This is a genomic window from Comamonas odontotermitis (genome assembly GCF_020080045.1).
In the GTDB taxonomy this organism is placed as follows: domain Bacteria; phylum Pseudomonadota; class Gammaproteobacteria; order Burkholderiales; family Burkholderiaceae_C; genus Comamonas; species Comamonas odontotermitis.
Genome location: NZ_CP083451.1, coordinates 516,137 through 541,301, shown reverse-complemented (window position 1 = coordinate 541,301; position 25,165 = coordinate 516,137). Strand labels below are relative to the sequence as shown.

18 protein-coding genes and 1 tRNA gene are annotated in these 25,165 nt (G+C 61.0%); 5 read left to right on the top strand and 14 right to left on the bottom strand.

Annotation, left to right across the window (positions count from 1 at the left end):
- Positions 1–28 precede the first annotated feature (28 nt).
- The 3 genes from LAD35_RS02465 to LAD35_RS02455 form a co-directional block, all read right to left on the bottom strand.
- A complete protein-coding gene (locus LAD35_RS02465) occupies positions 29–445 on the bottom strand; it encodes an FKBP-type peptidyl-prolyl cis-trans isomerase (protein WP_224151154.1) in 417 nt (138 codons plus the stop codon).
- Between the two features lie 81 nt (positions 446–526).
- Entirely contained in the window at positions 527–1,663 is a 1,137-nt protein-coding gene (locus LAD35_RS02460; RefSeq protein WP_224151153.1) for an aminotransferase class V-fold PLP-dependent enzyme, read from the bottom strand.
- Positions 1,664–1,816: 153 nt separating this feature from the next.
- The gene (locus tag LAD35_RS02455; protein WP_224151152.1) at positions 1,817–2,545 is read right to left on the bottom strand and encodes a YggS family pyridoxal phosphate-dependent enzyme; all 729 of its coding nucleotides are present in this window, start codon (positions 2,543–2,545) and stop codon (positions 1,817–1,819) included.
- Positions 2,546–2,583: 38 nt separating this feature from the next.
- On the opposite strand from LAD35_RS02455, the gene LAD35_RS02450 reads away from it, so the two are divergent.
- The 4 genes from LAD35_RS02450 (at position 2,584) to LAD35_RS02435 (ending at position 6,633) form a co-directional block, all read left to right on the top strand.
- Entirely contained in the window at positions 2,584–3,627 is a 1,044-nt protein-coding gene (locus LAD35_RS02450) for a type IV pilus twitching motility protein PilT (RefSeq protein ID WP_224151151.1), read from the top strand.
- A gap of 153 nt (positions 3,628–3,780) precedes the next feature.
- Positions 3,781–4,389: a cyclic nucleotide-binding domain-containing protein gene (locus LAD35_RS02445; protein WP_224151150.1), complete on the top strand. Its 609-nt coding sequence runs from the start codon at positions 3,781–3,783 to the stop codon at positions 4,387–4,389.
- An 84-nt stretch (positions 4,390–4,473) separates the two neighbouring features.
- Entirely contained in the window at positions 4,474–5,610 is a 1,137-nt protein-coding gene (locus LAD35_RS02440; RefSeq protein ID WP_224151149.1) for a PilT/PilU family type 4a pilus ATPase, read from the top strand.
- 3 nt (positions 5,611–5,613) lie between these two features.
- On the top strand, positions 5,614–6,633 hold the full coding sequence (locus LAD35_RS02435) for an NAD(P)-dependent oxidoreductase (protein WP_224151148.1): 1,020 nt from the start codon (positions 5,614–5,616) through the stop codon (positions 6,631–6,633).
- An 88-nt stretch (positions 6,634–6,721) separates the two neighbouring features.
- Here LAD35_RS02435 and LAD35_RS02430 read toward each other — a convergent pair whose 3' ends face one another.
- The 3 genes from LAD35_RS02430 to LAD35_RS02420 form a co-directional block, all read right to left on the bottom strand.
- Positions 6,722–7,540, bottom strand: coding sequence for a BON domain-containing protein (locus LAD35_RS02430; protein ID WP_396022785.1), 819 nt, complete (start codon positions 7,538–7,540; stop codon positions 6,722–6,724).
- Positions 7,540–8,139, bottom strand: a complete 600-nt coding sequence (locus tag LAD35_RS02425; protein ID WP_224151147.1) for an SIS domain-containing protein — start codon at positions 8,137–8,139, stop codon at positions 7,540–7,542. Before LAD35_RS02425 ends, LAD35_RS02430 begins: the two co-directional genes overlap by 1 nt.
- 205 nt (positions 8,140–8,344) lie before the next feature.
- Entirely contained in the window at positions 8,345–8,767 is a 423-nt protein-coding gene (locus tag LAD35_RS02420; protein WP_224151146.1) for a YraN family protein, read from the bottom strand.
- 26 nt (positions 8,768–8,793) lie between these two features.
- Here LAD35_RS02420 and rsmI point away from each other — a divergent pair, with 26 nt between their 5' ends.
- Positions 8,794–9,741, top strand: coding sequence for a 16S rRNA (cytidine(1402)-2'-O)-methyltransferase (rsmI, locus tag LAD35_RS02415; RefSeq protein ID WP_224151145.1), 948 nt, complete (start codon positions 8,794–8,796; stop codon positions 9,739–9,741).
- Positions 9,742–9,805: 64 nt separating this feature from the next.
- Here rsmI and LAD35_RS02410 read toward each other — a convergent pair whose 3' ends face one another.
- From LAD35_RS02410 to rpoB, 8 genes are all read right to left on the bottom strand, one after another.
- Complete coding sequence (locus LAD35_RS02410) at positions 9,806–11,074, bottom strand: Hsp70 family protein (protein WP_224151144.1); 1,269 nt, start codon at positions 11,072–11,074, stop codon at positions 9,806–9,808.
- 214 nt (positions 11,075–11,288) lie between these two features.
- Positions 11,289–11,364 (bottom strand) — tRNA-Phe (locus tag LAD35_RS02405).
- Between the two features lie 51 nt (positions 11,365–11,415).
- Positions 11,416–12,108, bottom strand: a complete 693-nt coding sequence (locus LAD35_RS02400; RefSeq protein WP_224151143.1) for a response regulator — start codon at positions 12,106–12,108, stop codon at positions 11,416–11,418.
- 48 nt (positions 12,109–12,156) lie between these two features.
- On the bottom strand, positions 12,157–14,448 hold the full coding sequence (locus LAD35_RS02395) for a sensor histidine kinase (RefSeq protein ID WP_224151142.1): 2,292 nt from the start codon (positions 14,446–14,448) through the stop codon (positions 12,157–12,159).
- On the bottom strand, positions 14,445–15,041 hold the full coding sequence (locus LAD35_RS02390; RefSeq protein WP_224151141.1) for a DUF4390 domain-containing protein: 597 nt from the start codon (positions 15,039–15,041) through the stop codon (positions 14,445–14,447). The genes LAD35_RS02395 and LAD35_RS02390 overlap by 4 nt, the downstream gene beginning before the upstream one ends.
- A 6-nt stretch (positions 15,042–15,047) precedes the next feature.
- Positions 15,048–16,451, bottom strand: coding sequence for a 16S rRNA (cytosine(967)-C(5))-methyltransferase RsmB (gene rsmB / locus LAD35_RS02385; protein ID WP_224151140.1), 1,404 nt, complete (start codon positions 16,449–16,451; stop codon positions 15,048–15,050).
- 184 nt (positions 16,452–16,635) lie between these two features.
- A complete protein-coding gene (gene rpoC, locus LAD35_RS02380; RefSeq protein ID WP_224151139.1) occupies positions 16,636–20,868 on the bottom strand; it encodes a DNA-directed RNA polymerase subunit beta' in 4,233 nt (1,410 codons plus the stop codon).
- A gap of 20 nt (positions 20,869–20,888) precedes the next feature.
- The gene (gene rpoB, locus LAD35_RS02375; RefSeq protein WP_224151138.1) at positions 20,889–25,001 is read right to left on the bottom strand and encodes a DNA-directed RNA polymerase subunit beta; all 4,113 of its coding nucleotides are present in this window, start codon (positions 24,999–25,001) and stop codon (positions 20,889–20,891) included.
- Positions 25,002–25,165: the final 164 nt, after the last annotated feature.

The following is a 25,165-nucleotide window of genomic DNA, read 5'->3' as shown; positions in this document are numbered from 1 at the left end:
ACCGATGCGGCATCGGATGACGGGCGTTTTACTGGCCCTTGATGCCCAGCAGTTCCACCTCGAAGTTCAAGGTTGCATTGGGAGGAATCACGCCGCCCGCACCGCGCGCGCCGTAGGCAATGCCGGGTGGGCAGGTCAGCTTGGCCTTGCCGCCCACCTTCATCATCTGCACGCCTTCGGTCCAGCAAGGAATCACGCCTTGCAACGGAAATTCGATCGGCTCACCGCGCTTGTAGGAGCTGTCGAACTCCTTGCCACTGTCAGGGAAGGTGCCCTTGTAGTGCACCTTGACGGTGTCGCTGGCTTTGGGGCTGGCGCCCGTGCCTTCCTTCACGCTCTCGTACACCAAGCCGCTCTTGGTGGTGACTGGCTTGGTCTGGGCGTGGGCGAAGCCGGCAGACAGGGCGATGGCAGCGCACAGGGCGCTGGCGGTCAATGCTTTCATGCTGAAAAATCCGTTTCCTAAAACCAGAAAAAATGCATTTTGCGCGCTTCGGGTGCGCGCCAGCAGCTATCAAAACAGAAGTTAACCTTTGATACCCAAATCGTCCAGCCCTTTACGCAAATGGCCGACGGTTCTGTCGACGTTGTGCCACTTGTCCAGGCCGAAGAGGCCGATGCGGAAGGTCTTGAAATCCGGCCCTTCGTCGCACATGAGCGGCACGCCAGCTGCCGTTTGCAGGCCGACGCTGGCGAATTTCTTGCTGTTCTGGATGTCTGGATCGGTGGTGTAGCTCACCACCACGCCCGGCGCCTTGAAGCCTTGCGCCGCCACACTGGAAAAGCCCCGCGATTCGAGCAGTTCGCGCACCTTCTGGCCCAGCAGCATCTGCTCCTGCCGCAGCTTGTCAAAGCCGTAGCCTTCGGCCTCCTTCATCACATCGCGCAGATGCACCAGGGCATCGGTTGGCATGGTGGCGTGGTAGGCGTGCTGGCCTTTCTCGTAGCCTTCGGCAATCTGCATCCACTTCTTCAGGTCGCAGGAGAAGCTGCTGCTCTTGGTGTCATCGATTGCCTTTCGCGCCCGCTCGGAGAGCATGACCATGGCGCAGCAGGGCGTGCCGCTCCAGCCTTTTTGCGGCGCGGTGATGAGCACATCCACGCCGGTTTTCTGCATATCAACCCACATGGCGCCGCTGGCCACGCAGTCGAGCACCATGAGCGCGCCCACTTCGTGCGCAGCCGCACTGATCGTCTGCAGGTAGTCATCAGGCAGGATGATGCCGCTGGCCGTTTCCACATGCGGCGCAAACACGACCTGGGGCTTTTCCTTGCGGATGGTGGCGGCCACTTCGTCTGCGGGGCACGGCGCCCACGCATCCTGCGCGCCATTGCCCAAGGGGCGTGCCTTGCAGATGACGGCGCCGCCACCGAGGCCGCCCTCTTCGAAAATCTGCGTCCAGCGGTAGCTGAACCAGCCATTGCGCACGATGAGCACCTTGGCCTTGTTGGCAAACTGGCGGGCGACGGCTTCCATGCCGAAGGTGCCGCTGCCGGGCACGATGACGGCCGTGTGCGCGTGGTAGGTGGTCTTGAGGATGTGGAGAATGTCGCCCATCACGCCAATGAATTTCTTGGACATGTGGTTGAGCGCGCGGTCGGTGTAGACGACCGAAAACTCCAGCAGGCCATCGGGATCGACGTCAGGCAGCAATCCAGGCATGGTGTCTCCTTGGGAAGGTTTGCAGGTAAGAGGGTACCGGGGCGTCAGCTTATCACGCAGCCCCGGCAGCATGCAGTCCGCATTCATTTGACCAAAATGCTGCGCTGGCGCTTATCCAGCAATCAGAGAGCATTCAAAAATAATAGCAAATCATCAACCTGCTGTCGCATAGTTGCGGTTGCCGAAAATCCCGCTGCCCACGCGCACCATGGTCGATCCGGCCTGCACGGCGGCTTGCAGGTCGGCCGTCATGCCCAGCGACAAGGTGTCCCACTGCGCCAGCTGCGGCAGGCCCAGCCTCGCAATATCGTCAAAAACGGCCTTGGCGCGCTGATGCAAGGCGAGCTGCGCCTCGAAATCGGGCGCGGCGTCAGGGATGCTCATCACACCACGCAGGGCAAGGCGAGGCAGTTGCGCCACCTCGCGCACCAGCGCTTCCACGTCGGCGGGCGCCACGCCAGATTTGGTGGTGCCGCCATCCACGTTGACCTGGATGCAGACCTGCAGAGGCGCCCGGTGTTCGGGCCGCTGCTCCGACAGGCGCTGCGCGATCTTGAGGCGGTCGATGGTGTGCACCCAGTCAAAGTGCTCGGCCACCAGTCGGGTCTTGTTGCTTTGCACCGGGCCGATGCAGTGCCAGACGAGGCCCTTGTCCCGGTAGGCGGGCTGCTCGGCAAAGTAGCCAACCTTCTCCACGCCTTCCTGAATGTAGTTTTCTCCAAACGCTTGCTGCCCTGCGGCAATGGCGTCTGCAATCGCGTCCACACCGAAGGTTTTCGAGACAGCCAGCAGCGCTACGCTGCCCACGGGGCGCCCCGCAGCGCGGCAAGCCTCGTCGATTTGCTGGTGTATGTGCTGAATTTTTTCGACAATCGTGCTCATAATGCTTGGCAGAGTAACAAATCAAAGAGGGAACTGCAGTGGATATCACGCAATTGCTGGCATTCAGCGTCAAAAACAAGGCTTCTGACTTGCACTTGTCGGCCGGCCTGCCGCCAATGATCCGGGTTCATGGCGATGTACGCCGCATCAACGTCGATCCGCTGGACCACAAGCAGGTGCACGCGATGGTCTACGACATCATGAGCGATGCCCAGCGAAAGCAGTATGAAGAGTTCCTGGAAGTCGACTTTTCGTTCGAGATCGACGGTCTGGCGCGCTTTCGCGTCAACGCTTTCAACCAGAACCGCGGCGCAGGCGCGGTGTTTCGTACCATTCCGAGCAAGATTCTCACGCTGGAACAGCTGAACGCACCGAAGATCTTTGCCGAGTTGTCGCTCAAGCCGCGCGGTCTGGTGCTGGTGACGGGCCCGACTGGTTCGGGCAAATCCACCACCCTGGCAGCCATGGTGAACTACCTGAACGAAAACGAATACGGCCACATCCTCACGGTGGAGGACCCCATCGAATTCGTGCACGAGTCCAAGAAATGCCTCATCAACCAGCGCGAAGTGGGACCGCAGACCCTGTCTTTCAGTGCCGCGCTGCGTTCCGCGCTGCGTGAAGACCCGGACGCGATCCTGGTGGGCGAAATGCGCGACCTGGAAACCATTCGCCTGGCCATGACGGCGGCAGAAACCGGTCACTTGGTTTTCGGCACCTTGCACACCTCGTCGGCCGCCAAGACCATCGACCGTATCATCGACGTGTTCCCTGCCGAAGAAAAGGAAATGGTGCGTGCGATGCTGTCCGAATCACTGCAGGCCGTGATCTCGCAGACGCTGTGCAAAACCAAGGACGGCCAGGGCCGCGTGGCTGCGCACGAAATCATGCTGGGCACCCCCGCCATCCGCAACCTGATCCGCGAAGCCAAGGTGGCGCAGATGTATTCCACCATCCAGACCAGCAATGCCGTGGGTATGCAGACCCTGGACCAGAACCTGACCGACCTGGTGCGCCGCAACGTGATCAGCCCGGCAGAGGCACGCGGCAAGGCCAAGACACCGGAAAACTTCCCGGGTTGAAGCCCTGCGTCAGGTGATTGCCTGTGCAGCGGGCCCAGGCCTCCTGTCACAGCCGTTCACAATTGGCTGACAAACGGTTGCACGAAGGGCGCCAGCGGTGATTGCACACGCCGCTGGCGCCCTTTATCCTTCCGAATAAGGAGATGCAGCGCCATGAATAGCCAGCCCTTGCTCGCACCCGTAGACGCCATGGAAGAAGCCGAGACTGGCTTTTTCCTGCACGGCTTTCAGCAGGCCGGCGCTGCCAATGTCCCGTTCGTCCACTGGAACCAGAGACGCAAAGCCGTCCATGCGCAATTGCTGACGCCGGCAGACCCCGCTGCCGCACTGCGGCTGGTCTGGTCACAGGACACCTCCCTTCGCTACCTGCAATCGCCCTTTATTGACCAGCTGGTGCAATACCTGGAGTTTTACCATGTGCCTGCGCAGCAAACCCTCATCACCCAGGGCGAGCTGGGCGACTACATGCTGATCCAGATGAGTGGCCAGATTTCGGTGGACCGCCGCATGCCCGATGGCAGCCAGGCGCACCTGGCAGACACCCAGGCCGGTGAGGTATTGGGAGAAATGTCGCTGTTTGACAGCAGTCCGCGCTTTTCTTCGTGCACCAGCAGCACCGACTGCGCCCTTGCCGTGCTGAAGGCCGATACACTGGATGCCATGATGGAGCTGGACGCATCCACCGCCGCCTACCTGCTGGCGCTGTTTGCACGCAAGCTATCCACCCGACTGCGCCAGACGACCGCCCGGATCGAGCCCTGACACCTTCCCTGTCCTGCTGACCGTGTCCGTCGCTGTTGCGCAAGTAACAACAGCGGTACAAAGCGACACACAGAGAGGATCACCATGGAACGGGACCAGGCCAGTAAATTCATCAACGATTTGCTCAAGCTGATGGTGCAGCGCAATGGCAGTGACTTGTTTATCACTGCCGATTTTCCGCCCGCCATCAAGATCGACGGCAAGGTCACCAAGGTATCCAGCCAGCCGCTCTCGCCCAACCATACGCTGACGCTCGCGCGCTCGATCATGAGCGACCGCCAGGTTGCCGAGTTCGAAAAGACCAAGGAATGCAATTTCGCGATCTCGCCCGCAGGCATCGGGCGATTCCGAGTCAACGCCTTCGTGCAGCAGGGCAGTGTAGGCCTGGTGCTGCGTACCATTCCGCTGACCCTGCCAACCATCGATGGCCTGGGTGTGCCCCAGGTGCTCAAGGACGTGGCCATGGCCAAGCGCGGGCTGTGCATCATGGTGGGCGCCACGGGTTCAGGCAAATCCACCACCCTGGCCGCCATGGTGGACTGGCGCAACGAAAACTCCTTCGGCCACATCATCACGGTCGAAGACCCGGTGGAATTCGTCCACCCCCACAAGAATTGCGTCGTGACCCAGCGCGAAGTGGGGCTGGACACCGAAAGCTGGGAAGCCGCACTGAAGAACACGCTGCGTCAGGCGCCCGATGTGATCCTGATGGGTGAAATCCGTGACCGCGAGACCATGGAGCACGCCGTGGCCTTTGCCGAAACCGGCCACCTGTGCCTGGCGACTCTGCACGCCAACAGCGCCAACCAGGCGCTGGACCGCATCATCAACTTCTTCCCTGAAGAGCGCCGCGCGCAGCTGCTGATGGACCTTTCGCTGAATCTGCGCGGCATGGTGTCGCAGCGCCTGCTGCCCAAGCAGGACAGCAAGGGCCGCGTGGCCGCCGTGGAAGTGATGCTGAATACGCCGCTGATTGCGGATCTGATCTTCAAGGGCGAGGTGGGCGAGATCAAGGAGATCATGAAAAAGAGCCGCAACTTGGGCATGCAGACCTTTGACCAGTCGCTGTTCGACCTGTATGAAGCCAACATGATCACCTACGAAGACGCGCTGCGCAATGCCGACTCGGTCAATGACCTGCGCCTGCAGATCAAGCTGGGCAGCCAGCGCGCCAAGCGCACCGACCTGGCCGAAGGCACCGAGCATCTCACAATCGTCTAGACTGTGTGCGGAGAGCAGCCGCAGCGGGCTGCACAGCATTCACGGCGCGCCATTGCCATGCACCATGCAATGCGCGCCTTTTCTTTTTCAGGAGATTCCATGCCCAGCAGTATCCAAGCGCGTTCCTACGACTCGACCCCCGCGTTGAAAGTGGCCTTCATCGGCCTGGGCGTCATGGGCTACCCGATGGCTGGCCATCTCGCCCAGGCAGGCCACCAGGTCACCGTGTACAACCGCACCGCCAAGAAAGCCCAGGATTGGGTGGCCGAATTTTCCGCCAGCAAGGCACCGGCTCACGCACCCACGCCGCGCGAGGCAGCTGCCGGTGCCGATATCGTGTTCTGCTGCGTGGGCAATGACGATGACCTGCGCTCGGTTACCACCGGCGCAGATGGCGCCTTTGCCGGCATGCAGCGCGGATCGGTCTTTGTAGACCACACCACGGCATCGGCAGATGTGGCCCGCGAACTCTACGCCCAGGCCCAGGCGCTGGGCCTGCAGTTCATCGATGCTCCCGTCTCCGGCGGGCAGGCGGGCGCCGTCAATGGCCAGCTCACGGTGATGTGCGGCGGCGATGAAACGGTGTTCAACACCATCAAGCCGGTGGCCATGGCCTTTTCGCGCGCATGCACCTACCTGGGCGAAAGCGGCTCAGGCCAGTTGGCCAAGATGGTCAACCAGATCTGCATTGCCGGCCTGGTGCAAGGCCTGTCGGAAGCCATCGCCTTTGGCATGAATGCGGGCCTGAACATGCCCCAGGTGCTGGATGTGGTGAGCAAGGGCGCGGCGCAAAGCTGGCAGATGGAAAACCGCGGCAAGACCATGGTGGAGGGCAAATTCGACTTCGGCTTTGCTGTGGACTGGATGCGCAAGGACCTGGGCCTGGTGCTGGACGAGGCCAAGCGCAATGGCTCGCGCCTGCCGGTAACAGCGCTGGTCGACCAGTTCTACGCCGATGTGCAGCAGATGGGCGGCAACCGCTGGGATACCTCCAGTCTGATCGCGCGCCTCCATAAAAAATGATAGCTACTGGCGCGCACCCAGCATGCGCCAGATGCAAAAAAGGCCGCATATGCGGCCTTTTTGTTGTACAGCTCCATCTGCCATCCCATCAGGGCTTGGTGGTAAAGCCGTCATTGAGCGGCTGCACTGGCGTGGTGGTCACCGGCGAGGTCGTGACACCGGTGCTGACCGGTGTGGTGCTGCTGGCGGCTGCCGGAGCTTGTGCAGCGGCAGGCACCACGGTGGCGGGCTGCGTGCTGACAGGTGCTGCACTGCCGTCGTTCACCACCGGCGCGGCATTGCCGGTGCTGCGGTTCACGCTCAGCGACTTGAGCTCGTCTTCGCTGATCACCTCGAACACGCGCACCACCTTCTGCACATTGCTCACCCCGCGCGCAGTCTCGGCCGCACGCTTGGATTCGCGCTCGCTCACGCGGCCCATCAGGTACACCACGTTGCGTTCGGTCACGACCTTGATCGAGTTCGACGACAGATCCTTGGCATCCACGATGCTTGCCTTGACCTTGCCCGTGATCAAGGTGTCCGTCGAACGTTGCGACAGGCTGGAGTTGAACATCACGCCCAGCTCATTGACGACGGACTTCACATTCTGGCTGGCCTTGGCGGCCTCTTCGGCCTTTTGCTTGTAAGCCTCGTTGGGTACCTCGCCCGTCAGCAAAACCTGGCGGTTGTAGCTGGTCACGTTGATGTGGCCGTCGTTGCCCGCCTTTTCGCGGATTGCACTGGCCACACGCAGCTCAATGCTCTCGTCCTCCACCTGAATACCCGTGCTGCGGCGGTCGATCGCCACTACCGTACCGCCAACGGCAGCGCCACCCAGCACCAGCGGCACACAGCCCGACACGGACACCGCCATGGCGCCAACTGCCACCAGGCCCAAGGTCACTCGCTTCCAAGACACAGGCATCATTCCTCTTCTCCTAACAACTGGGTATCGATTCCGTCCATCATGCAGTGCAGCACCAGTTGGTGCACTTCACGCACGCGCGTAGGGCGGTCGTGGGGTACACAGACCAGCACATCGGTTTCGCTGAGCACACCGGCCAGATTGCCGCCGCTGCGCCCGGTCAGCACAATGGCCGACATATCGCGCTCATGCGCGGCCTGTACCGCCGCCAGCAGGGAGCGATCATTGCCGTCGACGCTGATCACCAGGAGCAGATCCCCACTCTGGCCCAAGGTCCGCACCTGGCGCGCAGCCACCTGGGCGAGCTTGTCGCCAGTCAGGTTGCCACCCAACTGCGCTTGCGCCAGCGGGCCGCCATCGATCACCAGGGCTGCCAGCTCGGGACGTTCGCGGTCCAGGCCAGACACGCACATGGCAGCAAACTGCGCCGCCTGTGCCCACGACAGGCCGTTGCCGCAGCACATCACCTTGTTGCCGCTGGTCACGCAGGCCAGAAGGGCATAAACCGCATTGGCGACGCTTTCGCTGATCTCCTGTGACACCTGGTAGTGGAGATCGGCGCTATCGATGAAGTGCTGTTGGATGTGTTGCTCAAGCATGGAGGCCCGATGATACCCTTGGCAGATTTCCCCCTGGTGAAGAACCCGCCCAAAGTCGCTCACGCACCGCAAAGCAGTTTGGAGACAGCCTTTTCTGGCGACGGCGGTCGCCCGGCACCGGGCACTGCGCAGACTCTATGGCATTTTGAACCCTTGGCGCATATGCATCAAGCGCCAATAGCTCTTATTTTTGTAGCAAATTATCTCAAATGCCTTCGCCTGCATCAAAGGCCGCCTGCAGCCAGGTGATGGCGGGCTCCACCAGCACCGCGTCGAAGCGGCACGCGGGCAGGCGCGGTTGCGCGGCCAGATAGTGGCGTGCGGCCAGAACGATGCGCCGCCGCTTGGCGGCACCAATGCTGCCGGCTGCGCCGCCAAAATCCGCCCGCCCGCGCTGGCGCACTTCCACAAACACCACCGTGCCATCGCGCTCCTGCATCACCAGATCAATCTCGCCACCGCCGCGACCGGGAGTGCGGAAATTGCGCGCCAGCAACTTGAGCCCCTGTTGTTGGAGATAATGGAGCGCTGCATCCTCGGCCGCCTGGCCGCGTACAGTCGTCGTGGCTGCTGCAGCAAACGCTGCCCCATCGGCCCCTGAAGGATGCGCGGCAGTGCGTCCCGGCACGCGCCATTTTTCAAGGATTTTCCACGGTGTCCGCATCATTCTCCCTTGCCCTGCCAGCCGCCAAAGAAGCTGCAGGCCAGCAGCAATATCCGGCCTCCACGCTCTATACCGTGGCCACGCCCATCGGCAACCTCGCCGACATCACCCTGCGCGCGCTGCACGTACTGGAGATGGCCGATGCCGTCGCCTGCGAGGACACTCGCCACACGCACAGCATGCTCCGCGCCTACGGCATTGGCAAGTCGGGCGCGCAGTTGATTGCAGTTCACCAACACAATGAGGCCGAGGCCGCCGAACAAGTCATCGCCCGCCTGCAGCAAGGCCAGCGCATCGCCTATGTGAGCGATGCCGGAACGCCCGGCGTGAGCGACCCGGGCGCCCGCCTGGCAGCGGCCGTGGCGCGTGCAGGCCTGCGCGTCAGCCCCCTGCCCGGTGCCAGCAGTGTCACCGCCCTGGTCAGCGCCGCAGGTGCGGTGGCCGCTGATCACGCCAGCAGCGGCTTTGCCTTCATTGGCTTTCTGCCCACCAAGGCCCAGGAGCGCCAGCAGGCCGTGGCCCGACTGGCCGAGGATGCGCGCACCCTCATCGTGCTGGAGGCACCGCACCGCATTGCCGACCTGGCCCAGGCCCTGGCAGTGCTGGGCGAGCGCCCCGTGACCCTGGGGCGTGAGCTGACCAAGCAGTTTGAAGAAATTGCCACCCTGCCTGCGGCTGGGCTGAGCGACTGGCTGGCGCAGGATGCCAACCGCAGCAAAGGCGAATTTGCCGTGCTGCTGCACCCGCAGGCCGTGGCGCAGGATGGTGGCGACGCTCTGCGCGTGCTGGCCCTGCTGCTGGCCGAGTTGCCGACCAAGACCGCCGTCAAGCTGGCCGCCGACATCACCGGCGCGCCGCGCAACAGCCTGTATGACGCTGCGCTGCAGATGAAACGCAATGCGCAATCCGACAGCGATGACGAAGACTGCGAGGACTGATATTGAAGAAAATAGGCTGCCAGCGCTTACCCAGTAGTCGCTGATTGCTATTTAATTAATAGCATCAGGTGGCCTGACCGTGCACCAGACCTGCGGCCACACCACCAAACAGATCACCCTCGACCTGTGGTGTGTCTGGAAACGCCAGTGCCAATGCGGCGCGCAAAGGTTGCAGCGCCGATGAGCCACCGGTCAGATAAATCGCATCAATCTGCGACTGCTGCAACCCAGCCAGCTGCACGCAGTGCGAGGCGCAATCGGCCACCTGCACCAGCAAGGCCTGCAGGCAGTGCTGCAGATCGGCGGGCGCCACCTCGGGACTGAGTGCGGCTTCCAGCCACTCCACATCCAGGCGCTGGGCGCTTTGCTGGTTGGAGACGGCAATCTTGGCCTCTTCCACCGCGTTGGCCAGCCGGTGGCCCCAATGCTCGTGCAGCACACGCATCAACCGATCATGCAAAACCGTATCGCGGTAGTTGCTGCGCAATGCCTGCGCATCGCGCAGCCGCTGTGCGGTGTACAGCCACTGGATCAGATGCCAGGTGGACAGATCGTGGAACACGCCGCTGGGCACTTCACGGCCGCTGGGGCCCATATGGTCCAGCCCCAGCAAGGGCATGGCCGCGTGCAGGCTCAGGCGCCGGTCAAAATCAGTGCCGCCGATGTGCACGCCGGTCGTGGCCAGAATATCGCCCGCGCGGTCGGCATGGTGCATGCGGTCCGGCCCCAGCCGCACCACGGTGAAGTCCGAGGTACCGCCACCAATGTCCACCACCAGCACCACCGATTCGCGCGTGATGCGCTGCTCATAATCCAGTGCAGCGGCAATCGGCTCCAGCTGAAAGCGCACATCAGCAAAGCCCGCAGCGCGTGCAGCCTGCTCCAGTGCGGACTGCGCCTGCGCATCACGCGCGGCATCGTCGTCGACAAAATGCACCGGACGCCCCATCACCACCGTTGCGGGCAGCATGCCCAACTGGCGCTTTGCCGTTGCTGCCAGTTGCTGCACAAACATGGCCACGATGTCCTGGTAGGCCACCAGCTTGCCATGCACCGCCGTTTTCTCCTGCATCAGCGCGCTACCCAACAGGCTTTTGAGCGAACGCATCAGGCGGCCTTCCGTACCTTCCAGATAGCGCGCCACTGCATCGCGGCCAAAGTGGGTACTGTTTTCCTCGGTGTTGAAGAACACGGCCGTTGGCATGGCGAGCGACGCACCTTCTGCCTGCAGCAGCTGCGAGGGCCCTGCCGCCGCATTTCCCTTGAATGCCATGGCCGAGTTGGAGGTACCGAAATCAATGCCCAGCAAGGCAGACGAGGAAGCGAAAGACATAGAAAAAACGACCCGGCTACACGATGCCCGGCGCGCAAGAACAAAAGAAAGTGCCACGCAGAAAGGCATGGCCTCGAAAAAGAATGCAGACCCGCCCCTGGCAGGCCCTAACAGGATGTCTGCTGAAGGCCCTGCCACGCGCTGCATCGTCGGACTGCGCATGGCAAAACAGAAAAGCCTCAGCAACTTTGCAGATGCTGAGGCTTATGATTCCTGGTGGCCTGGCGCGGAATCGAACCACGGACACGCGGATTTTCAATCCGCTGCTCTACCAACTGAGCTACCGGGCCAACGAAGTGAATTATAGCGTGAAAAAACGGCCCTTTTTGGAAAAACCAAAATTAATGCTTTTTATTGCGCGTGAGGTCCACGCCCAGCTGCCGCAGCTTGCGGTACAGGTGGGTGCGCTCCAAGCCGGTCTTCTCGGCCACGCGGGTCATCGAGCCGCCTTCGCGTGCCAGATGGAATTCGAAGTAAGCCTTCTCGAAGCCGTCGCGCGCTTCGCGCAGTGGACGATCCAGATCAAAGCCCTGGTGCGCATTGGGCATGGCATCCACCACCGCAGCCACTGTGGCGATAGCCGCCACCGGCGCTACGTAGGAGCCAGCGGCATAACTGGCCACCACCGGCTTGCCTGCCACAGCGACCGGTGCTGCAGTGGGCGCTGGCACGTTGCGCTGCAAGCCCTGCTCCACGGCCTTGAGCAGTTTTTGCATGGTGATGGGTTTTTCCAGAAACGAAAACGCGCCAATGCGCGTTGCTTCCACGGCGGTGTCGATGGTCGCGTGCCCGCTCATCATGATGACGGGCATGGTCAGCAGCCCGGTCATCGACCATTCCTTGAGCAGCGAGACGCCGTCGGTGTCGGGCATCCAGATATCCAGCAGCACCAAGTCATACTGATTTTCACCACGGCATCCGCGCGCCTGGGTGGCGTTCTCCGCCACATCCACGCTGTGCCCTTCGTCGTTCAGGATCTCCGACAGGAGATCTCGAATTCCCAATTCGTCATCGACAACCAGAATATTTGCCATATCTTCTTGAAAATCCAGTGCTGCCAGTGCTGCCAGTGCAAAGAGTGCTCAAATTGCCATTGCTTCTTCAATAGCGAATGATAGCGACACTTGGGCACCCAGGATTTTTCCTCCCTCAGTCTTGTTTGAGATTTCTATACGAGCACCATGCTCATCTGCAATTTTCTTGACTACGGCCAACCCCAAGCCAGTCCCTCTCGGCTTGGTCGTGACATAAGGCTCAAATGCCTTTTGTAATATATGTTCGGGAAAGCCGCAACCGAAGTCAGCAATTGTCAAACGAACGCGCTTGTTATTGCTCGCATAGCGGGTAGAAATCCGCACCGCGGGCGCAGGCTCGCTCTTTCCGGCCCACGCTTGCTCGGTCGCATCCTGTGCATTTTGCAGCAGGTTATGAATTACCTGTCGCAACTGCTGCGCATCCCCGAGGATACGTGGCGCGGCTCCATCAAGGTCGGCCTCAATAGGTATAACGGCATTTTCCTCGCCATACAAGTGCAGCACATCGTGGATCAAGGCATTGAGATCCAGCCCTTGCAGCATGGCCGCAGGCAGGCGGGCATAGTCGCGAAATTCATTGACCAGGCGCTTCATGGCATCGACCTGGTCCACGATCGTGGTCACGGATTTCTTCAAGACTGCCTGGTCGGCACCTTCGAGCTTGTTGCCCAGTTTCATCTCAAGCCGCTCGGCAGATAGCTGGATCGGAGTGAGCGGGTTCTTGATCTCGTGCGCCAGACGGCGCGCCACTTCACCCCAGGCCTGCGCGCGTTGGGCGGAGACGATCTCGGAGATATCGTCGAACACCAGCAGGCGGCGGTTGTCCGGCAAGGTGGCACCCCGGGCAATCAGGTTGATGCTGTTCTGGTTGGGCAGGTGGCTGTCGCCGTGCAGTTCGAACGATTGCTGCCAATGGTCCAGGTAGTGTTCACTGGTCGCATCATGCAGGCGCTGAAACTGCTGGGCCACTTCATCCGCAAAAGCCTCAAGCCCCGGCATGTCGCGCAGCGGCTTGCCTTCGTAGGCGGCCAGGGGTGCGCGCAGGATGCGGGTCGCACCCGGATTGGTGGAGCGAATGACGCCATCGGTATCGAGCACGATCACCCCGGCCGTCAGGTTGTCCAGAATCGTCTGCAGGCTTTGCCGCGCTTCGTCGGTCTGGCGCATGCCCCGCTCGACCGCACGGCGTGCATCCAGCAGTTGCTGCGTCATCTCGGCAAACGACCGCGTGAGGCCGCTGAGTTCATCCTTGGTCGGCAACACCGGCTTGGGCCGCAGATTGCCTGCCGCCACTTCACGCACTCCCTCGGCCAATACCAGAAGTGGCCGCACCAACTGGTTGCCCAAGAGGGCTGCCAGTACCACCGCGCCAAATACCGCCAGGAACAGCGCCAGGGTCAAGGTACCGATGTACATGCGGCGCAGGCTGTCGCGCGCCAGGGCACGCTCCTGGTATTCGCGGTTGGCCTCCTGCACCTTGATGGCATTGGTCACCAGCGCAGACGGCAGCACCATCGTGGCCTGCAGAAATCGGCCATCGGGGATCACGCCCAGGTCGCCGTTGGCCACCTGCACCAGGGTCTTGACCCTGACTTTGGATGCGTCTCCCTTGATGACGCCGTTGATATCGGCCAGATCGTCAAGCCCATCGATCTGAAAAGCGCGCTGCTGTTGGCCTGCCGTGCGCAGCAAGGCTGACGAAGGCTTTTCGGGATTGAGCACGAAGCGCGATTGGCCGGTGCTGGCAACCGCCTGCCCGCTGGCAGACCAGAGCACGACATCATCGGCGCCCAATTGGTCTTTGATGCGCTCAAGCACCAGGCCCGCTGCGGCGTCAGACACCTGGGACAATTGCGAACTTGCGGTGCGCGTCCTGTCGGCCATGGCGTTGGCAGTCGTGTCGAGCGTGATGCGCGCCAGATTCACCCCCGCGTCCAGCGCACCTTCCACCTTCACATCAAACCAGCTTTCGATCGAGCGCGAAACAAACTGGTAGGACACAAAATAAATCACCACGCCCGGCAACACGCCCACGAGAGCAAATGTGGCCGCGAGCTTGAGCAGCAGCTTGCTGCCAAAGCGCTTGGCCATCAGGCGACGCATCAGGCTGCCCACGCCCCACAGCACTACCAGGCCCAGAAGGCCTGCCACCCCAATATTGATGCCCAGCAACACGCCAAAATATCGCTCGTAGAGCATGCGATTGTTGGTGGCCAGCGATAGCAGGAACAGCAGCACCAGACCAATGCCGATCATCGCCATCAACCCGACAATCACCGGCCAGCGGGCCCGGCTGGGCCTATGGGCCACACGCATCGACGAGCTTTTCTCGATCTTCATGACGTGCTTGCCTCGGGCAGCGGAAGCTGGCTCCTGATCTGCAGATTGAGACCACTGTTGCCAAAGGGAGCAAACTGAAAGATGCGTGGCAGCAGGGAGCTGTCGAGCCGGAAACTGAACTTGACCAGATAATCGGCGCTGTCCGACAGGTCTGCAGCATCGGCAATCTTCCAGTTCCTCACACGCTTGACGATAGCCAGCGCCTCATCCATCGTCTCGAAGCTCTGGCCCAACGAAGCCGCCATGCCAGCTTCATTGAGCGGGCTGCTGGAGACATGCAGGCGCCAGCGGCGCGTGAGAGGTTGGTAGCTCAGGCGCAAGTAGCGGGCTGCCTTCTGCACGGTCTTGTCACGCCAGTACCAGCGCTCGGAGATGATTTCGGCCTCTTCCACAAAATACAGGGCCACGCCCTTGTAGAGTGCGTCTTCGATCTGTTCGGGCAATGCAAACTGCAGCGCAACGGATGCAAATGCACCTTCCGCATTGCGCACCAACTGCATCTCCACCTTTTTCTCCGCCTCTGCCGCCATGCCTGGCGCGGCTGTGGCAAAGCACAGCATCAGCGTCAGAAAGAGGTGTTGAATGAATCGCATTGGGGCTTAACGCAGGGGCTTGTGCAACAGCGCGTAGTAGAAACCATCATGGTCTTGCGCGAGCATGCCCGGGCTATTGTCCACCGCATTCCAATGCTGTGGCAACAAATGCCCTGGCGCAATGAGGCGCTTGGCCTCTGGCCAGGTCTGCAGGAAACGCACGATCTGGTCTTCCCCTTCTTCGCGAAACACCGAGCAAGTGCAATACAGCAGCCGTCCACCCGGTGCCACCAGCGGCCACAGTGCATTGAGCAACTGGCGCTGGATGGTCGCCAACTGCGCAATATCACCACTGCGGCGCAGCCAGCGCACATCCGGCTGGCGCCGCACAATGCCCGAGGCAGAGCACGGTGCGTCCAGCAAAATGGCATCAAACTGTTTCACACCATGGTGCGCCTGTACCACAGGCAACCAGGCTGCCACATCTTCAGCACTGGCGACCATCACATCGGCGACCAGGCCCAGGCGCTGCAAGGTGCCGTCAATGCGCTCCGCGCGCTTTGCATCTATCTCCAGCGCCACGACATCCAAACTCTTCGGCGTTGGCGCGGATTCCAGCAGATGCGCCGTCTTGCCACCTGGCGCGGCACAGGCGTCGAGCACGTGCAGCGTTGCGCCATCAAGCGGCAGCAGGCCGCTCAGCAGCAGTGGTGCGGCCATTTGTGCTGCACTGTCTTGCACCGATACCCAGCCATCCGCAAAATGCGGCAAGTACTCCACCGGTACGGCCTTGGCCAGAATGATGCCTGCTTCGCCCACCCCTGCAACCGCAGCGACACCGGCTTGCTCCAGCAGCGACAGATAATTCGGCCGACTGCTGCGCTGCAGGTTGACGCGCAATGCCATCGGTGCCTGGGAGTTGTTGGCGGTGATGATGGCCTGCCAGTCCTTGGGATAGTCTTTTTTCAGCCGCTCCAGCCACCATTGCGGATGGTTGTATTTTGCGATCGGGTCCGCAGCAACGGCACCGAGCAGATCGTCTCTTTCTCGCAGAAAGGTGCGCAGGCAGCCATTGATGAAGTTCGATTGCGATCTGGTGGCCGAGCGTTTTTTCGCCGCTTCAACCGCCTGGTTCACCAGTGTAAATCCGTCATAGCGCGGCGTATCAGGCAGCAGGAGCGCCAGCGCAGTGCACAGCAGTGCATCGGCTGCAGCCGTCGGCTTGCGTGCAGCCAGTTCGGTGCGTACCGCCTCGGCTGTGCCCAATACGCGCAGCACATCCATCAGCAAGGCCTGCACTCCCGCACGCAAAGGTGCGTCCACGCCCGCGAGCACAGCCCGGGCTGACTGCCCTTGGCGCACGTCCTGCAAGGCGCGAGCCACCGCCACCAGTTGCTCTGCCAAGCTGGGGCCCTGGGTCGATGCGTCTGCAGCACGGGAGGGATGGGGTTTGCGAGATGCCTGGTTCATGCCATAAAGGAACAGATGCAAGCTGCCATCTGCCCGTGAAATTGCTGATTATTGAATAGTCCGGATGGATTCCGGACATGCGTCATGCGCATAAAACATAAAAAACCCGTAACTCCGCTGCGCGAAATTACGGGTCTTCCGGGATCCGCATCTGGCAGGCTGCGCCTGCCAGATGTTTGACGCCTTAGTCCGCTGCAGGGTCTGCAGCAGCGCCATCGGTAGAAGCCGTGACTTCTTCCGACGCAGCAGCCAGCTCAGCAGCTTCCGCATCGGCGATGGCGCGGCGCTCGGCCTCGTCCATCTCGTCCTTGGCCTTGCGAGCCTGGTGGTAAGCCAGACCGGTACCGGCGGGGATCAGACGGCCGACGATGACGTTTTCCTTCAGGCCACGCAACTCGTCGCGCTTGCCCATGATGGCAGCCTCGGTCAGCACGCGGGTCGTTTCCTGGAAGGAAGCGGCCGAGATGAAGGAGTCGGTCGACAGCGAAGCCTTGGTGATACCCAGCAACACGTTCGAATACGTTGCAGGGATCTTGCCATCGCGCTGCGCTGCTTCGTTGGTGTTGAGCACCTCGGAACGCTCCACCTGCTCGCCCTGGATGTAGGTGGTATCGCCTGGGGCTTCGATCACGACGCGGCGCAGCATCTGGCGAACGATCACCTCGATGTGCTTGTCATTGATCTTCACACCCTGCAGACGGTACACATCCTGCACTTCGTCAACGATGTAGCGCGACAGCTCTTCGATGCCCAGCAGACGCAGGATGTCCTGCGGATCGGCTGGACCGTCGACGATCAGTTCGCCCTTGTTCACCACCTGACCTTCGTGCACCAGGATGTTGCGTTCCTTCGGAACCAGCTCTTCCCAGACCTTGCCTTCCAGATCGGTGATCTGCAGGCGCACCTTGCCCTTGGTTTCCTTGCCGTAGGAGATGGTGCCGGTCATTTCTGCCAGCGCACCCTTGTCCTTCGGCGTACGGGCCTCGAACAGCTCGGCCACGCGTGGCAGACCACCGGTAATGTCGCGGGTCTTCTGGCCTTCCATCGGGATACGTGCCAGCACTTCGCCGGGGCCCACTTCCTGGCCATCACGCACCTGCAACAGAGCGCCGACCTGGAAGCCGATCGTCACTGCATGGTCGGTACCAGGGATCTTGACTTCCTGGCCATTGGCATCGGCCAGCTTGACCTGTGGACGCACCACCTTGGCAGAGCCACGGTGCTTCGGATCGATCACCACCAGCGTGGACAGACCGGTCACTTCGTCGACCTGCTTGGCCACCGTCAGACCTTCTTCCACATTCTCGAACTTCACCTGGCCGGCGTATTCGGTAATGATGGGTCGGGTCAGTGGGTCCCAGTTCGCCAGGATCGTACCGGCCTTGATCTGCTGATCAGGCTTGACGGTGAGCGTTGCGCCATAAGGCAGCTTGTGACGCTCGCGCTCGCGGCCATACTCGTCCTGGATCACGATCTCGCCCGAACGCGAAATCACCACCAGCTCGCCCTTGTTGTTGGTCACGTAGCGCATGGCGGCGTTGAAGCCGACCACACCATTGGACTTGGCTTCCACGCTCGATGCCACGGCAGCACGCGATGCGGCACCACCAATGTGGAAGGTACGCATGGTCAGCTGCGTGCCTGGTTCACCGATGGACTGGGCAGCGATCACACCGACGGCTTCGCCGAGGTTGATCATGCCGCCACGGCCCAGGTCGCGGCCATAGCAGGTTGCGCACAGGCCAAAGCGCGTTTCGCAGGTCAGCGCCGTGCGCACCTTCACTTCATCGACGCCAGCAGCTTCGAGCTCTTCGATCAAGTCTTCGTCCAGCAGATCGCCAGCCTTGGCCAGCACTGCGCGGGTTTCGGGGTGCAGCACTTCGTCAGCCGCAGTACGGCCGAGGATACGGTCGCGCAGCGACTCGATCACTTCACCACCTTCCACCACAGCGCGCATCAGCGTGCCGTTGTGCGTACCGCAGTCGGTCTCGGTGATGACCAGATCCTGCGTCACATCCACCAGACGACGGGTCAGGTAACCCGAGTTTGCGGTCTTCAACGCCGTGTCGGCCAGACCCTTACGGGCGCCGTGCGTGGAGATGAAGTACTGCAACACGTTCAGGCCTTCGCGGAAGTTCGCGGTAATCGGCGTCTCGATGATGGAGCCATCAGGCTTGGCCATCAGACCACGCATACCAGCCAGCTGACGGATCTGGGCAGCAGAGCCACGAGCACCGGAGTCGGCCATCATGTAAATCGCGTTGAACGATTCCTGATCGACTTCCTTACCATGGCGGTCCACCACCTTTTCCTTGGCCAACTGAGCCATCATGACCTTGGAGACTTCGTCACCGGCCTTGCCCCAGATGTCCACGACCTTGTTGTAGCGCTCGCCCGAGGTCACCAGACCCGAGACGTATTGCTGTTCGATCTCCTTGACCTCGGCTTCGGCGCGACCGATGATTTCCGCCTTCTGCGGAGGCACCAGCATGTCGCCGATGGCGATCGAGATACCGGAGCGCGTTGCCAGACGGAAGCCGTTTTGCAGCAGCTTGTCGGCGAACACCACGGTTTCCTTCAGACCGCACTTGCGGAACGAGATGTTGATCAGCTTGGAGATTTCCTTCTTCTTCAACGTCTTGTTGATCGTCGAGAAGGGCATGCCCTTGGGCAGGATCTCGGACAGCAGTGCGCGGCCAACGGTGGTTTCCACCAGCTTGGTCGATGGCTCGAACTCACCGGTGGCCTTGTTCTTGCTCCACTCGGTCAGACGCACGCTGATCTTGGCTGCGCGCTCGGCTTCACCGGCGTCCAGTGCGCGCTGCACTTCGCCCAGATCCGCGAACACCATGCCTTCGCCCTTGCCGTTGATCTTCTCGCGGGTCGCCTGGTACAGGCCCAGCACCACGTCCTGAGAAGGAACGATCGAAGGCTCGCCCGAAGCGGGGAACAGCACGTTGTTGGAGGCCAGCATCAGGGTGCGGGCTTCCATCTGCGCTTCCACCGACAGGGGAACGTGCACAGCCATCTGGTCACCGTCGAAGTCGGCGTTGAAAGCCGCGCAGACCAGCGGGTGCAGTTGCAGGGCCTTGCCTTCAATCAAGATAGGCTCGAACGCCTGGATACCCAAACGGTGCAGCGTAGGTGCGCGGTTGAGCATGATCGGATGCTCGCGGATCACCTCTTCCAGAATGTCCCACACCACCGGTGTGCCGGTTTCCACTTCCTTCTTGGCGGCCTTGATGGTCGTGGCAATGCCACGCGCTTCGAGCTGCGCGAAGATGAAAGGCTTGAACAGCTCCAGCGCCATCAGCTTGGGCAGACCGCACTGGTGCAGCTTGAGCGTTGGGCCCACGGTAATGACCGAGCGACCCGAGTAGTCGACGCGCTTACCCAGCAGATTCTGGCGGAAGCGGCCGCTCTTGCCCTTGATCATGTCAGCCAGCGACTTCAACGCGCGCTTGTTCGCGCCCGTCATGGCCTTGCCACGGCGGCCGTTGTCCAGCAGCGAGTCGACGGCTTCCTGCAGCATGCGCTTTTCGTTGCGCGCGATGATTTCCGGAGCCTTCAGCTCCAGCAGGCGGCGCAGACGCGAATTGCGGTTGATGACGCGGCGGTACAGGTCGTTCAGGTCGGAGGTCGCAAAGCGGCCGCCGTCCAGCGGCACCAGCGGACGCAGATCGGGAGGCAGCACAGGCAGCACTTCCATCACCATCCAGCCGGGCTTGATACCGGACTTCTTGAACGCTTCCAGGAGCTTCAGGCGCTTGGCGTTCTTCTTGACCTTGACTTCGGAGCCGGTCAGGTCATTGCGCAGACGCTCGATTTCCGCATCGATTTCGATGCCTTCGAGCAGGTCCTTGATACCTTCGGCGCCCATCTTGGCAACGAACTCATCACCGTACTCTTCGACGTTCTTGTCGTATTCGTCTTCCGACATGATGCTGAACTTCTTCAGCGGGGTCATGCCGGGGTCGGTCACCACATACGCTTCGAAGTACAGCACGCGCTCAATGTCACGCAGCGTCATGTCGAGCACCAGGCCCAGACGCGAAGGCAGCGACTTCAGGAACCAGATGTGGGCGCAAGGCGCGGCCAGATCGATGTGGCCCATGCGTTCGCGGCGCACCTTGGTCTGGGTGACTTCAACGCCGCACTTCTCGCAGATCACACCGCGGTGCTTCAGACGCTTGTACTTGCCGCACAGGCACTCGTAGTCCTTGATCGGGCCAAAGATCTTGGCGCAGAACAGACCGTCGCGCTCTGGCTTGAAGGTACGGTAGTTGATGGTCTCGGGCTTCTTCACTTCACCGAAAGACCACGAACGGATCTTTTCGGGCGAAGCCAGACCGATCTTGATGGCATCGAAATGCTCATCAGGCGTGAATTGCTTGAACAGGTCGAGTAGCGATTTCATAGACTCTTACCCCCTTCAAATTAAGAACGTTCCAGTTCGATGTCCAGGCCCAAGGAACGGATTTCCTTGACCAGAACATTGAACGATTCCGGCATGCCGGCTTCGATGGCGTGTTCGCCCTTGACGATGGACTCGTACACCTTGGTACGGCCTTGCACGTCATCGGACTTCACGGTCAGCATTTCCTGCAGCACATAGGCGGCGCCATAAGCTTCCAGCGCCCACACTTCCATTTCACCGAAACGCTGGCCACCGAACTGGGCCTTGCCGCCCAGAGGTTGCTGCGTCACCAGCGAGTAAGGACCGGTGGAGCGGGCATGCATCTTGTCGTCAACCAGATGGTGCAGCTTCAGATAGTGCATGTAGCCAATCGTGGTGGGGCGCTCGAAGCGCTCACCGGTGCGGCCGTCATACAGATAAGCCTGCGTGCGTGGCTCGGTCAGGCCCTTGCGTGCCTGGATGTCATCAGGGTATGCCAGCTTCAGCATGTCCTTGATTTCCTGTTCCGAAGCACCGTCGAACACTGGCGTTGCGAATGGCACACCGTTCTTCAGGTTTTCGGCCATGGCCATGACCTGTTCGTCGGACAGCTGCTTGAGGTCTTCCTTGCGGCCGCGGCTGTTGTACACCTCTTCCAGGAAGGAGCGCACTTCGGTAGCGCGGGCTTCGGCCTGCAGCATGTCGCCGATACGCTGACCCAGACCCTTGCCTGCCCAGCCCAGATGGACTTCCAGCACCTGGCCGATGTTCATGCGCGATGGCACGCCCAGCGGGTTCAGCACGATGTCGGCGGTGGTGCCATCTGCCATGAATGGCATGTCTTCCACCGGCACGATCTTGGAGACCACACCCTTGTTACCGTGGCGGCCGGCCATCTTGTCGCCTGGCTGCAGGCGGCGCTTGACGGCCAGGTACACCTTGACCATCTTGAGCACGCCGGCAGGCAGCTCATCACCTTGCGTGAGCTTCTTGCGCTTTTCTTCGAACGCCAGGTCGAAGTTATGGCGCTGCTGCTCGATGGAGTTCTTGATGGACTCCAGTTGTGCAGCCACGTCGTCTTCGGCTGGGCGAATGTCGAACCAGTGGAATTTCTCCACGCTGTCGAGATACGCCTTGTCGATCTTCGTGCCCTTGGCCAGCTTTTGCGGACCACCGTTGGCCACGCGGCCGTTCAGCAGCTTGGCAATACGATCAAACGCGTCGGCTTCAACGATACGCAACTGGTCGTTCAGGTCCAGACGGAAGCGCTTGAGTTCATCGTCGATGATCTGCTGAGCACGCTTGTCGCGCTGGATGCCTTCACGGGTGAAGACCTGCACGTCGATCACGGTACCTTGCGAGCCCTGATCCACACGCAGTGAGGTGTCCTTCACATCGGATGCCTTCTCGCCGAAGATAGCGCGCAGCAGCTTCTCTTCAGGCGTCAGCGTGGTCTCGCCCTTTGGCGTGACCTTGCCCACCAGCACATCGCCAGGCTGTACTTCTGCACCCACGTAAATGATGCCGGACTCGTCGAGACGGTTGAGTTGCTGCTCGGACAGGTTCGGAATGTCGCGCGTGATTTCTTCGGCACCCAGCTTGGTGTCGCGAGCCATCACCACGAGTTCTTCAATGTGGATCGAGGTATAGCGGTCTTCTGCGACCACGCGTTCGGAGATCAGGATCGAGTCTTCGAAGTTGTAGCCGTTCCAGGTCATGAACGCGATCAGCATGTTCTGACCAATGGCGATTTCGCCCAGGTCGGTCGATGCACCATCGGCGATCACATCGCCCTTGGCCAGCGTGTCACCACGCTTGACTACAGGGCGCTGGTGGATGTTGGTGTTCTGGTTGGAGCGCTGGTACTTGATGAGGTTGTAGATGTCCACACCCACTTCACCGGCCACCGCTTCTTCGTCGTTCACGCGGATCACGATACGGGTCGCATCCACGTAGTCAACGATACCGCCACGGGTAGCGGTCACCACCGTACCCGAGTCCACGGCAGCGACGCGCTCGATACCGGTACCGACCATGGGCTTTTCAGGACGCAGCACAGGCACGGCCTGGCGCGACATGTTGGCACCCATCAACGCGCGGTTCGCGTCATCGTGTTCCAGGAAAGGAATCAGCGAGGCAGCCACCGACACGATCTGCGCAGGCGACACGTCCATGTACTGCACGCGCTCGGCCGACAGCAGGGTCGAATCCCCGTTCTCACGGGCAGACACCAGGTCACCCGTCAGGCGACCGTCCTTGTCCAGCTCGGCATTGGCCTGAGCGATCACATACTTGCCTTCTTCGATGGCAGACAGGTAATCGATCTCGTTCGTGACCTTGCCGTCCACCACGCGGCGGTATGGCGTTTCGATGAAACCGTATTCGTTCAGGCGAGCGTACAGGGCCAGCGAGTTGATCAGGCCGATGTTCGGACCTTCAGGCGTTTCGATCGGGCAGACGCGGCCGTAGTGGGTCACGTGCACGTCACGCACTTCAAAGCCTGCACGCTCGCGGGTCAGACCGCCTGGGCCCAGAGCGGAAACACGACGCTTGTGCGTGATTTCTGCCAGCGGGTTGGTCTGGTCCATGAACTGCGACAGCTGCGAAGCGCCGAAGAATTCCTTCAGTGCGGCCGAAATCGGCTTGCTGTTGATCAGGTCGTGAGGCATCAGCGGCTCTTGCTCAGCCTGGCCCAGACGCTCCTTCACAGCCTTCTCGATACGCGCCAGGCCGGTGCGGAACTGGTTTTCGGCCAGCTCGCCCACGCAGCGCACGCGACGGTTGCCCAGGTGGTCGATGTCGTCGACTTCGCCATTGCCGTTGCGCAGATCCACCAGAATCTTCACAACTTCCAGGATGTCTTCGTTGGACAGCACCATCGGGCCCGTCGGCGTGTTGCGGCCGATCTTGGCGTTGAACTTCATGCGGCCCACGCGCGACAGGTCGTACGTGTCCTCGTTGTAGAACAAACGCTGGAACAGCGCCTGCACCGCATCTTCCGTTGGCGGCTCGCCGGGGCGCATCATGCGATAGATGGCTACGCGGGCAGCGAACTCGTCCACGGTTTCATCGGTACGCAGCGTCTGCGAAATGTAGGCGCCGTGGCTCAGCTCATTCGTGTAGATGCAAGGCAGATCCTTGATGCCGGCGCTGCGCAGCTTCTTGAGCAGCGCTTCGGTCAGCTCTTCGTTGGCCTTGGCAATGATCTCGCCGGTATCGGGGTCAACGATGTTCTTGGCAACCACGCGACCGAGCAGGAAGTCTTCTGGCACGCTGACAAATTGGGTGCCCGATTGTTCCAGTTCGCGGGTGTGGCGCGCGGTAATGCGCTTGTCCTTGGCCACGACCACCTTGCCCGATTTGTCGGTGATGTCGAAACGCGCAACTTCACCCTTCAGACGGTCGGCCACAAACTCCATTTGCGCGCCGCTGTCCATCAGACGGAAATTGTCGTTTTCGTAGAAGGTCGCCAGGATAGACTCAGGCGTCATGCCAATGGCCTTCAGCAGGATCGACACCGGCATCTTGCGGCGACGGTCCACGCGGAAGTACAGCAGGTCCTTGGGATCGAACTCGAAGTCGAGCCACGAACCGCGGTAAGGGATGATGCGCGCCGAGAACAGCAGCTTGCCCGAGCTGTGGGTCTTGCCCTTGTCGTGTTCGAAGAACACGCCTGGCGAGCGGTGCAGCTGCGAGACGATCACACGCTCGGTACCGTTGACAATGAACGAGCCCTTGTCGGTCATCAGGGGCACTTCGCCCATGTAGACTTCCTGCTCCTTCACTTCCTTGACCACCTTGGACTGCGGCGTGGAGGACTCACGGTCGTAAATGATCAATTGCACCTTAGCACGCACAGCCGAGGAGAAGGTCAGACCACGGGTCTGGCATTCGCGCACGTCGAACGCTGGCTTGGCCAGGTTGTACTCCACAAACTTCATTTCCACGAAGCCGTTGTGGGAGACAATCGGGAAGGCAGAAGTGAAAGCCGCTTGCAGGCCTTCGTCGGTACGTTTTTTGGGGGCCGTGCCTGATTGCAAGAATGCCGTATAAGCATCTTTTTGCATTTGCAACAGGTAAGGCACTTCGAGCACGCTATCGCGGCTGCCGAAACTTTTGCGAATTCGCTTGCGTTCGGTGTAAGAATAGGCCATGAGATCTCCGGGCAAAGACATGAGTCCTGGGTCTTCGACGACAAACCCCTCAAAGGGGCTGCAGCTTGGCGGGTTGGCCACTACCAACCATGGCAGACGGTGGTGCATTGCACACCACCCGAACCAAGGGGTTTTCTAGTGTCGGATGTTAGAAAACACTACAA

Coding starts and splice junctions, on each gene's coding strand:
- LAD35_RS02400 (WP_224151143.1), bottom strand. CDS start 12,108: ATGGCAAATATTCTGGTTGTCGATGACGAATTGGGAATTCGAGATCTC.
- LAD35_RS02390 (WP_224151141.1), bottom strand. CDS start 15,041: ATGCGATTCATTCAACACCTCTTTCTGACGCTGATGCTGTGCTTTGCC.
- LAD35_RS02445 (WP_224151150.1), top strand. CDS start 3,781: ATGAATAGCCAGCCCTTGCTCGCACCCGTAGACGCCATGGAAGAAGCC.
- LAD35_RS02430 (WP_396022785.1), bottom strand. CDS start 7,540: ATGCCTGTGTCTTGGAAGCGAGTGACCTTGGGCCTGGTGGCAGTTGGC.
- LAD35_RS02395 (WP_224151142.1), bottom strand. CDS start 14,448: ATGAAGATCGAGAAAAGCTCGTCGATGCGTGTGGCCCATAGGCCCAGC.
- LAD35_RS02465 (WP_224151154.1), bottom strand. CDS start 445: ATGAAAGCATTGACCGCCAGCGCCCTGTGCGCTGCCATCGCCCTGTCT.
- LAD35_RS02410 (WP_224151144.1), bottom strand. CDS start 11,074: ATGTCTTTCGCTTCCTCGTCTGCCTTGCTGGGCATTGATTTCGGTACC.
- LAD35_RS02460 (WP_224151153.1), bottom strand. CDS start 1,663: ATGCCTGGATTGCTGCCTGACGTCGATCCCGATGGCCTGCTGGAGTTT.
- LAD35_RS02455 (WP_224151152.1), bottom strand. CDS start 2,545: ATGAGCACGATTGTCGAAAAAATTCAGCACATACACCAGCAAATCGAC.
- LAD35_RS02440 (WP_224151149.1), top strand. CDS start 4,474: ATGGAACGGGACCAGGCCAGTAAATTCATCAACGATTTGCTCAAGCTG.
- LAD35_RS02425 (WP_224151147.1), bottom strand. CDS start 8,139: ATGCTTGAGCAACACATCCAACAGCACTTCATCGATAGCGCCGATCTC.
- rpoB (WP_224151138.1), bottom strand. CDS start 25,001: ATGGCCTATTCTTACACCGAACGCAAGCGAATTCGCAAAAGTTTCGGC.
- rpoC (WP_224151139.1), bottom strand. CDS start 20,868: ATGAAATCGCTACTCGACCTGTTCAAGCAATTCACGCCTGATGAGCAT.
- rsmB (WP_224151140.1), bottom strand. CDS start 16,451: ATGAACCAGGCATCTCGCAAACCCCATCCCTCCCGTGCTGCAGACGCA.